Source organism: Mesorhizobium sp. M0047, assembly GCF_040323315.1.
Lineage (GTDB): Bacteria > Pseudomonadota > Alphaproteobacteria > Rhizobiales > Rhizobiaceae > Mesorhizobium.
Map to the genome: position 1 here is coordinate 20,659 of NZ_JAMYUW010000060.1, position 9,611 is coordinate 30,269.

Here is a 9,611-nt window from a genome sequence, read left to right on the forward strand (position 1 = left end):
AACGCATTTCTCGCCCGCTGCGAATGAGTAAATCGATTTTTCGTAGTTGTAAATCGTTTAATCCGAGGTAACAGTGCCCCGAGAAAGCGCGATGCGGATCATGCCGGGAGGAAATCGTCATGTCAAACAATGCCTTGCCCCTGGTTATCAGCGCGCCGGAACCACGAACGCTCGAACTCATCTTCACGCAGCCGCAACTCGCGCGCTTGAAGACGCGCTACCGCATCGTCGAGACGACGGCCGAAGGCGTCGCGAAGCTGCCAACCGATGTGCTCGGCGAGGCCCGCTACATCATCGGCCAGCCGCCAATCTCGCCGAAGACGCTGGAACAGATGAAGGCGCTGCGCTGCGTCTTCAATGTCGAGACCAATTTGATCAACAACATGCCCTACGAGACGCTGTTCCAACGCGGTATCCATGTTGTCACCACTGGCCTTGTGTTCGCCGAGCCGGTGGCCGAGCTTGGCCTTGCCATGGCGCTCAACCTCGCCCGCGACATCGTCGATGCCGACCTCGCCTTCCGTCAGGGTCGGGAACTGTGGGGTGGCGACGGCAACCTGACGGCGCGGCTGTTGTCGGACGCCGATGTCGGCATCATTGGATTCGGCGATCTCGGCCGCGCGCTGAACCGGCTGCTGTCGGGCTTCCGCACCCGCACCAAAGTCTTCGATCCCTGGCTGCCACCCTCGATCCTCGTCGACAATGGCGTCGAGCCGGCCTCGCTCGACGACGTGCTGTCGACCAGCGACTTCGTCTTCGTCGTGGCCTCGGTGACTAGCGAGAACCAGGGCTTTTTGGGCGCCGAGGCCTTTGCCAGCATGCGCAAGGGCGCCGCCTTCATCCTGCTCAGCCGCGCCGGCGTGGTGGATTTTCCGGCGCTGATAGCGGCGGTGAGGAGCGGTCATATCGTCGCCGCCAGCGACGTCTTCCCAGAAGAGCCGCTGGCGCTGGACCATCCGGTGCGCGCCCTGCCCGGCTTCCTGCGCTCGGCCCATCGTGCCGGCGCGCTCGACATCGCCTTCAAGCGCATGGGCGACATGGTGCTGGAGGACATGGACCTGATCGACCGCGGCCTGCCGCCGCTGCGCTCCAAGCGCGCCGAGCGCGAGACGGTTTCGCGCATGCGCTCCAAGCCGGCCGACAGGAATTGAAAGGGATTCAGTCATTTTCCGGTCGGCCGCGTTAGCGATCGGTACCCACCCCTCCTGAGAATACATCAAGCGTTTCTAATGACTCGCTAACCCATTGTCGAAAGCGTACAATGGTGTTGTCGCCAGCTACTAAACGGGCACTGGCGCTTGAGAGTGTCGATCGCGCTCCCGCCCCTGCGGGAGCTGCACATTGAACTACGAACTTCCAAAAACAACTGCCACCGGCCAGGCGCTGGTTAGCGAGATCTCCTCGAGATTCCGAAATGAACTGTTGCGGAGGATGACCGCCGAGGACCTTGCGCTGCTTGAGCCGAGTTTGCGCCGGGTAGTGCTGCCGCTGAGAATGTCCCTCGTGACGCCCGACGTGCCCATTGAAGCCGTTTATTTCATCGAGCGCGGAATTGCGTCGGTTATCGCGCGCACGTCCACGGGATACGAGGCCGAGATCGGGTTCATCGGCCATGAGGGGATGGCCGGATATTCGCTGGTGATGGCCGACGACCGCACACCGCAGGCGTGCTTCGTGCAACTCGAAGGCGAAGCAATGCGCATCGACGCAGGCAGCTTCAACGCGGCTTTAACGACCAGTCGCACGTTGCGACTGTTCCTGTTGCGGTACGTAAATTGCTTACAGATCCAGACCGGATGTACTGCGCTTGTCAATGCGCGGCTGAAGTTGACGGGTCGCCTCGCTCGGTGGTTGCTGATGTGCGATGACCGCGTGGTGGGAGGGCAATTTTCCATCACCCACGAATTCCTCGCCACGATGCTGGGCGTAAGACGGCCAGGCGTGACCATCGCCCTCCAAGAATTGGAAGGTCTTGCTCTGATCCGGTCGCGCCGAGGGGAGGTCGTCATACTGGACCGTCCTGGACTGATTGCGCTGGCAAATGGCGGATATGGCGAGCCGGAAGCTGAATATATCAGGCTTTTGGGAGGTTCGGAGGATTGAGGATCGAGACAGAGCCTGTTGCCCTTGATCGCGCAATGATATTTTTTTCTTACTAAGCGACTTGTCGCTGGAACGTTTCCTTTCGGCCCGCATTTTGAGTGCCACCGAAGGAGGAGAACTTCCTTGACCCGACTGCCTCAGGACAAGGACCGGATTGAACGTGCAACCCGCGAGGCGCAATCGATCATCGCCATCGAACGCCAGGCGCGTCAGGCAAAGACGGCCCGGCTGAGAGAACTGCGTCTTTCGTCGCAGGCTTTGACCGGGGCGGCAAAGCGCAAGCCCGGCATCCTAAAAGCGACAAGCAAAGCTATCGACGTGAGCTGAGCTTGTACTCGACGCTGTTTCGAACACGCTGCCTTTGCAAAGATCGCGGTGTCGTAAGGCTCGGTTTCAAATCCGGGCGTCGCGGACGTGACCCCTGTTCACTGGCGCGGGTTATTGGCGTGTTCGCCTGAAACTGTCGAGCAATTCGGTTTCAATCCTGCAGCCACTCTCGAAAAGAACAAACACCGTGGCTGCCAGCTCCTGCACGTCCGGCTCCAGGGACATCCGGTCAAGTTTGCGCTCGAAGCAGACCTGATCGAAGACGCGCTGGCACAGCTGCAGGTCATTAGGATGGAAGCAGGAATGGCGCTTGTTAAGGCTCGACATAAGAACCCCGCTCCGGGCAGCACCCCACCGCCAGACGTTGTGGGTCAAAAGTTAATTTGGCTGCGGGGAGAGTCAATGTTGGCGTGATCACTGTATGGATCGTACAATTCTCCCGCGGAAGACGGTGTCGTAGACCGACTTTCTGAGGGTTCGCAGGACCGGGTGCAGCGGGCGCTTTTGTCGTTAGCCGACGATTTTTATCGGCCCGCCCGTGATCCACGCTGTCCGCCAATATGTCGGTTTCGTACCAAGCGGCGCTTGGTACGTTTCCGACACTAACGTTTGGGTCGATCTTTTCGTATGCGAGCGGCGTTAGGGGGCGCCGTGCACCGAATTCGTAGCCTTTTTTGTCCAGAGCCCGTATGCGATCGTCCGCACGTTTTTACAGGCGCGGAAGGTTGCGAGATCGGATGGCTCTTGCCCTGCATTGGGCTGCGCCATGACTAATTCCGATAGGCCGGACCTCGGCAAGAACCAGCAATACCGAAATGAGCTGTTGAGGCGGATGAGCGCGGGTGACCTTGCGCTGCTCCAGCCGCATCTGCAGCGCTGCGATTTGCCGTTGCGCAAGATGCTGGCGACTCCCAACGTCCCGATCGAGGCCGTCTACTTCATCGAACAGGGCATTGGCTCGGTGGTCGCCAGGACGACGAGCGGCCAGGAGGCCGAAGTGGGCTTCATCGGCTTCGAAGGCATGACAGGCACTTCACTGGTGATGGGCGACGACCGCTCCGCGCATGCCTGCTTCGTGCAGCTCGAAGGAGAAGCGATCCGCATCGAAGCAGGCCCTTTCAATGCAGCCTTGACGGCAAGCGCGACCTTGCGAATGTTCCTGCTGCGCTTCGTCAACACGCTCCAGACCCAGACCGGCTGCACCGCGCTCGTCAATGCACGGCTGAAGCTGGAGGAGCGGCTGGCGCGGTGGCTGCTCATGTGCGACGACCGAGTTCGCGGCGAACACCTTGTTATCACGCACGAATTCCTGGCCATCATGCTTGGTGTCAGGCGGCCAGGCGTCACCGTCGCCCTCCAGCTGCTCGAAGGTCGCGCGCTAATCCGGGCGCGCCGGGGTGAGATCATCATTCGCGACCGCGCCGGGCTGATCGAGCTCGCCAATGGCAGTTACGGCGACCCCGAGGCCGAGTATGTCAGGCTGATCGGCGAGATCGGCGCAGCCTGACATATCAAGCTTCGTTGTCGGGCTTTGGGGCCCGCAGCCTCTCGACAGGCGCCGCGCCACTGGTGCCGCGGTCGATGTCGTCCGTCACTTGGATGATGGCATGCTGATCTGCTGCCAAAGCCCTTCGAACTCGTCTCTGTGCCCGGATGCTCGAAGGATGAAGCGCTTGTGGAGAATGCCGCCTGGAACATCGGCGAGCCTCCATGCGATGTCCTCAGGATCAGCCACCCCTCTTTTCACCATGTTGCGCTGCGTTAGATTTGTTGCATTGCGATATCGGCCCGACCGACCGACACTGCCAAGGACTCGGGGCTGGGCTTGCACGAAGGATTTATCGTGGCGGCAGCGTTCCGGCCGGACATACAAGGATTGCGTGCGCTCGCCGTCGGCGGCGTCGTCGCCTATCATTTCGGCCTCACCGCGCTGCCCGGCGGCTTTGCCGGCGTCGATATCTTCTTCGTGATTTCCGGCTGGCTGATATCAACCCACCTCATGCAGGAGATCGCTGAGACCGGCCGGCTCGATCTCTGGCGCTTCTATGCCAGGCGCGCGCGGCGGCTCCTGCCGGCAGCCCTGTTCGTCATCCTGGCCACGCTTGCCGCCGGCTACTTCATCCTGGCGCCGCAAGAGCAGACGCTCTACTCGCGTGGCGCAATGTTTGCCTCAGCCTACGCGATCAATTTGTGGCTGCTGCGCTGGTCGTTCGATTATTTCGCCGCCGATGCCGCCAGCAATCCGTTCATTCACTTCTGGTCGCTGTCGGTGGAGGAGCAGTTCTACCTGGCCTGGCCGGCACTGCTTCTGCTGGCCGCCTGGCTGCGTCCTGGCCAGCGAACGGCTGCGACAGTAATCGGCGTCGCCGGCCTCGCCTCCTTGGCCGCCTGCTTGTGGCTGACCAGCGCAGCACCAGCCTGGGCCTTCTATTTCTCGCCGCTGCGCGCCTGGGAATTCGCCGCCGGCGGCCTGGCGACGCTGGCCCCAGTAGCTTTGCTGCGGTGGCGCCAAGGGCTGCTGGCGGCATTGGGCTGGCTCGGCCTGGCTTTGATCGCGGCGGCCTATCTCTTGTTGAGTGAGAACCTGCCCTTCCCCGGCTGGCGTGCCCTGCTGCCGGTTGCCGGCACCGTGCTGGTGCTGCTGAGCGGCGCCGGCGCGGAACAGACCGGCAGGCAGGCCCAACAGCGGACCGGCTGGCAGGCTTTTGCGCCGGCCACCGCTCTGTCGCTGCCGCCTTTGCAATGGATCGGCACGCTCTCCTATTCACTCTATCTCTGGCACTGGCCGGTCATCGTCTATGCCGGGATGCTGGTCCCAGACCTGTCCGTCCCGCAGCGACTGGGCTGCGGCGTGCTGGCGCTGTCGCTGTCGGTGCTTACCTATCACCTGATCGAGAACCCGGCCCGGCGTGGCGCTTGGCTGGCGGCGGGCGCCCGGGCGCTGATCCCGGCCGCTGCCCTGACCGGTGCCGGCGTAGCGGTCGCCTATGCCAACGCGCATCTGGCCGCGCGCAACATCGACACTGCGCAGCGCGGCATCGAGCAGGCCGCCGAAAAACCTTCCATCGTGCGCGCCACCGACAAGAGCTGCCTGCTCGACTTCCACACGGTGACGCCAAAACCTTGCGTGTTCGGCGCGGCGAACGCCGCCCACACCATCGTGCTGTTCGGCGATTCGCATGCCGATCACTGGTCGACGCCTCTGGTCGAAGCGGCGAAGCGCAACGACACCAAAGTGATCACCTATCTCAAATCCTCGTGCCGCGCCTCGCGGCTCTCCACCTTCAATGCCGTGCTGAAGCGCGACTACACCGAATGCGACGCTTGGCGCGAGCAGGCGATATCGGACATCATCCGCCGCAAGCCGCGCCTGGTCGTGATCTCCGAATTCTCGATCGGCAATTTGATCCGCGACATGCCCGCCGCCAGCCGCGCAGCCGAAATCGCGCGCTGGCAGTCCGGCTTGCGCTCGACCTTGCAGGCGTTCAGCCAGGCCGGGGTCGAGACGGCTGTCATTCGCGACACGCCGATCAACGCCAGCTTCGCCGACTCCTGCGTGGCGCGCGCTTTATGGTGGCGCGAAGCACCATCGCCGCACTGTGACACGCCCAGGACCGAGGCCGCCAATGACAGCACCGCGGCCGCCGAGCGCGCCGTGGTGAACAGCGTGCCCGACACGCGCTACATCGACCTCACCGACCGCTTCTGCGGCCCGACATCCTGCCACGTCGTCATATCAGGCCAACTCGCGTTTCGTGACAGGCATCACCTGGCAACGGCGTTTGCCGAGACGCTGGAAGGGCCGTTGGAGGGGGCGCTGTTCTAGGGGGTGAGACGAATCCATGGAACGAGGTCGCCTCTCGAGGGTTATATTAGGTCAACCTTGAAGAGGAGGCAGCTATGAAGAAGCTCCTGCTTGTTTCGGTTATCGCCATTGCTTCCGCGGCGGCGATGATCGCCCCCGCTGATGCCCGCAGTCATGTCTTTATCGGCATTGGGGCCGGCTACAACGACTATTACGGCAACGACTATTACGATGGTTATGGGGCCTATGGCGGCCGCTACGTCTACAGCCCGCGCTACGTCTACAGCCCCTATGACGACTACGACAACGGCTACAGGCCGCTTTATTTCCACCGGCACCACCGTTATTTCCACCGTTGCCACATCGAAGTGGTGAGGCACTGGCGCCACCATCACAGGATCATCGAAGAGATTCGCATCTGCCGATAACCCTGATGTTGAATGATCCGACCGGCATTGCCGGCCGGATCAGTGCGCCGCCTCTCATCCCATCCGCCTCCCGATCATCATTCCATAATGCACCGCCAGTAAATCCAGCCCCACCTTCAACATCTTTGTCACCACATCCCTATCCTCCCCCGTCTGCTCGGCCACGCCCTTGATCGACCCGCCCGCGCAGCAGACTCGTCGCACCACGGCGGCCACTTCCCAATGGCCCAGCGCCCTGGTAGCGGCGGCGTAGGCGCGGCCTGCGTCCAGCACGCTATCGACGATTCCGCCGCCGTGGCGGCCGCCGTCGACGCGCTCGGTCCAGCGCATCGGCTTGACGCTGGCCTGCTGGCTGCAGCGAAAATCCTGACGGTAGCGCAGGCCGGCTTCGCGCTGCTGGTTCGACAGCGAGGTGATGCCTAGCAGCGGATCGATAGTGCCCACCCGCACGATGCCGCCGGTGGCGGTGAAGCCGTCGTTCGACACCTCGTAGACGCGGGCAGCCTCCCGCGTGCCGGCGGTCAGCCGCTTGCGGCCGAAGGCGTCGTCCTTCAGTGCGAAATCATGGCCGATCTCGCGGCGGATGCGCACCTGCTCGGCCTCGCCCTTCGGCAGTTTCGGCGCTTGGGGTTTGGCGGGTTTGGTTTTCCTGGGCATGGGTAGGGTCCTCGCTTGGGTGTGGGTGTGCGGGAGTTGGCATGGTGGCGATCCTTCGCGCCTCCTCTGGCATGCCGGCCATCTCTCCCCACGCGGAAGGGGACTGGCAGCTTCGTCCTCGCCGCCTTTCCCACGACGCTGACGATTGGCGAGATCCGAGAAACGTTCGGACTCATCGCAGCACCTGCCCAGCCGTGCCGGCATTCGGTGTGATGGAACCAGCGCGAATTTTCGACGTTATGCGGCGTCTACGGGAGACATGCCGATGACAGCTTTCGTGCCGATAACCCTGCGCTTTTGCGACAACAGAACCATGCTGGTCGGGTCGGTGGCCGAGGCAGCCGGGGCGCTCAAGCAGCAATGGCCCGACAAGACTTCGCCGGTCTATGTCGAGGCGGCCCGGCTGGTTGCGCTCGCCGTCGATGGTACCTGCAGCCAGCGCATCGCCTTTGAGGCTCTGACCAAGGCAGCCAGGCAACAGAACATACTGGTGGCCAAGCCGAAAAGCCGCGCCCGCGACTGGCTGGACGCCGTGGTCAGTCCGTGAAAGGCGCGCGCTGACCGGAGAATTGATGCAACCGCCCGCCCGCGCGGCGCGTTTAGTGGAGCGGTAAGTGAAGCCGCGCGCAAAGCGAAGGTGAACGCCGTGGGTACCATGAAGACCGGAGTGCCGCTTAAGGTGCGAATGAACGGAGATATTGAAGAGATCGACAGCGTCAGCGAAGCCGCCGATTTTCTGCAGCGCTGGCCGCTTGAGCGGCGCGGCCATGTCTACCGCAGCGCGCTCAACGCCTGCAGCGCTGCAATCGCCGCGCAGATTTCTGAAGCCGATGCCATGAAAGTGTTCACCGGCTTTGCCCGGGTGGCCAATATTCTGGTGGCCGATGGCGGCTCGACCATGACGCCCGAGGCCAAAACCATGCAAAGCCACATGCCCAAGCAGGGCCGGCAGGCGCCGAAATAGGGCGACGAGGCTTCTTTCTCCCCGTTTACGAGGAGAAGTGCCCGGCAGGGCAATGAGGGGCGGCGCTTCGGTCGGATGCTTGAAGTTCATATCTGCTTTCCACTTCTGTGCGACCCTCATCCGCCTGCCGGCACCTTCACCCTCGAACGGGGAGAAGGGAACGCTTTCCCTCAACCCGCCTCCACCGCAAAAACCCTGCGGCGGAAGCGCGCCTGGTGATAGGTGCAGTAGCTCTTCAGCGCACTGGTCCGCATGCCGCAGCACAGCATGTCGGCGCCTGGCCGGCCGCCGGGCGCATCCCCCTCTTCAGCAATGGAAATGTCGGTATCCTCTTCCACCGTCAGGTCCAGCGGCGCGCGGCAGCGGGAGAACAGGCAGTCGATGAAGCGCATCGCCACGCCATGCGGCTGGCGGCCCACGGGGGCATGCGGCGGCACCGGCACGGTGAAACGATAGGTCTGGCCGTCGGCGATCAGCACATCCGCCTCGGGCACCACCAGGCGCGGCGGCAGCCAGCCAGGCGAAGTGTCGCGCCTGGCGGCCGCCTTACGCATGCCGGTCCCATTGGCGGTGTTCGCGGCGTCGACCGTGCCGGCGACCGGCCTGGAGCTCGCTTTGCCGTGCGTCGGCATTGTGCTCGCCAGCTTGCTCCCAGCGTGTTTGCCGACAGCCTGCTTGGCTCCGACCGGCAGCCCTTTGACATTGCTAAAGCCGATCGCGTCCAGCACGGCGTTGCGGTGCACGATGCCGATAATGGCATCGCGCGATACCGCACTGCCGCGCAGCGCGCTGAAAGCGGCGGCGATCCTCGAAGCGGAAAGCCCGGCCTCCAGCCAGCGGGCAATCTCCTGCAAGTCCGCCTCGGTGTAACTTGCCATTTCCAGGCTCCATCCAAAGTTCTGCCTTCGGCCGAGCGCCGCCAGGCAAGCGTCAAGGTTGGGCCCATTGGGCCGCACTCAGGGTTGTGTGGTTCGACGCCCGGCTTGCGCCGCCGGCTCAGCCGGACCGGGTTCGCTGTCCGGCCGCTTCGACGAGGCGCGAAAGCCGCGCCTCCGCCGTCTTTCTGTCGGGGGCCGAAACCGCCCTGCCGATCGCCCTGTCGCAAAGGATGACGGTGCCGTCTTCGGTGCGGATGCAGGATCGGCCAGATGGACCCGAAGACATCGGGCCGGCGCCATGCCGGTCGAATTGGGGGCCGGAGCCGAGGGGAGCGGCGGCTCCGGCCCTTACCGGCGCCGGTGACGGGCCGCCCCGACCCGGGGGGGTGCCGTGGGGCAACCGGACGCGGGCGTGGGCCCCCCCCCCGGGGGGGGGCGCCCGGGGGGGG

At 63.6% G+C, this 9,611-nt stretch carries 10 protein-coding genes; 8 read left to right on the forward strand and 2 right to left on the reverse strand.

Annotated elements, in window-relative coordinates; genetic code table 11:
• Positions 1–119 precede the first annotated feature (119 nt).
• The 6 genes from NKJ89_RS33145 (at position 120) to NKJ89_RS33170 (ending at position 6,663) form a co-directional block, all read left to right on the forward strand.
• A complete protein-coding gene (locus tag NKJ89_RS33145; RefSeq protein ID WP_352608687.1) occupies positions 120–1,151 on the forward strand; it encodes a hydroxyacid dehydrogenase in 1,032 nt (343 codons plus the stop codon).
• Between the two features lie 280 nt (positions 1,152–1,431).
• The gene (locus NKJ89_RS33150) at positions 1,432–2,103 is read left to right on the forward strand and encodes a Crp/Fnr family transcriptional regulator (RefSeq protein WP_352608693.1); all 672 of its coding nucleotides are present in this window, start codon (positions 1,432–1,434) and stop codon (positions 2,101–2,103) included.
• Between the two features lie 123 nt (positions 2,104–2,226).
• A complete protein-coding gene (locus tag NKJ89_RS33155) occupies positions 2,227–2,430 on the forward strand; it encodes a hypothetical protein (RefSeq protein ID WP_352608688.1) in 204 nt (67 codons plus the stop codon).
• Between the two features lie 766 nt (positions 2,431–3,196).
• Positions 3,197–3,937, forward strand: coding sequence for a Crp/Fnr family transcriptional regulator (locus tag NKJ89_RS33160; RefSeq protein ID WP_352608689.1), 741 nt, complete (start codon positions 3,197–3,199; stop codon positions 3,935–3,937).
• Between the two features lie 336 nt (positions 3,938–4,273).
• Complete coding sequence (locus tag NKJ89_RS33165; protein ID WP_352608690.1) at positions 4,274–6,256, forward strand: acyltransferase family protein; 1,983 nt, start codon at positions 4,274–4,276, stop codon at positions 6,254–6,256.
• Between the two features lie 74 nt (positions 6,257–6,330).
• Positions 6,331–6,663, forward strand: coding sequence for a hypothetical protein (locus tag NKJ89_RS33170; RefSeq protein ID WP_023760069.1), 333 nt, complete (start codon positions 6,331–6,333; stop codon positions 6,661–6,663).
• 54 nt (positions 6,664–6,717) lie between these two features.
• On the opposite strand, the gene NKJ89_RS33175 is transcribed toward NKJ89_RS33170, so the two are convergent.
• Positions 6,718–7,320, reverse strand: a complete 603-nt coding sequence (locus NKJ89_RS33175) for a DUF6456 domain-containing protein (RefSeq protein ID WP_352608691.1) — start codon at positions 7,318–7,320, stop codon at positions 6,718–6,720.
• Positions 7,321–7,585: 265 nt separating this feature from the next.
• Between NKJ89_RS33175 and NKJ89_RS33180 the strand changes: the two genes are divergently transcribed.
• Positions 7,586–7,867, forward strand: coding sequence for a DUF982 domain-containing protein (locus NKJ89_RS33180; protein WP_031260436.1), 282 nt, complete (start codon positions 7,586–7,588; stop codon positions 7,865–7,867).
• Positions 7,868–7,975: 108 nt separating this feature from the next.
• A complete protein-coding gene (locus NKJ89_RS33185) occupies positions 7,976–8,284 on the forward strand; it encodes a DUF982 domain-containing protein (RefSeq protein WP_023760066.1) in 309 nt (102 codons plus the stop codon).
• A 170-nt stretch (positions 8,285–8,454) separates the two neighbouring features.
• Here NKJ89_RS33185 and NKJ89_RS33190 read toward each other — a convergent pair whose 3' ends face one another.
• On the reverse strand, positions 8,455–9,162 hold the full coding sequence (locus NKJ89_RS33190; protein ID WP_352608692.1) for a GcrA cell cycle regulator: 708 nt from the start codon (positions 9,160–9,162) through the stop codon (positions 8,455–8,457).
• Between the last annotated feature and the right edge of the window lie 449 nt (positions 9,163–9,611).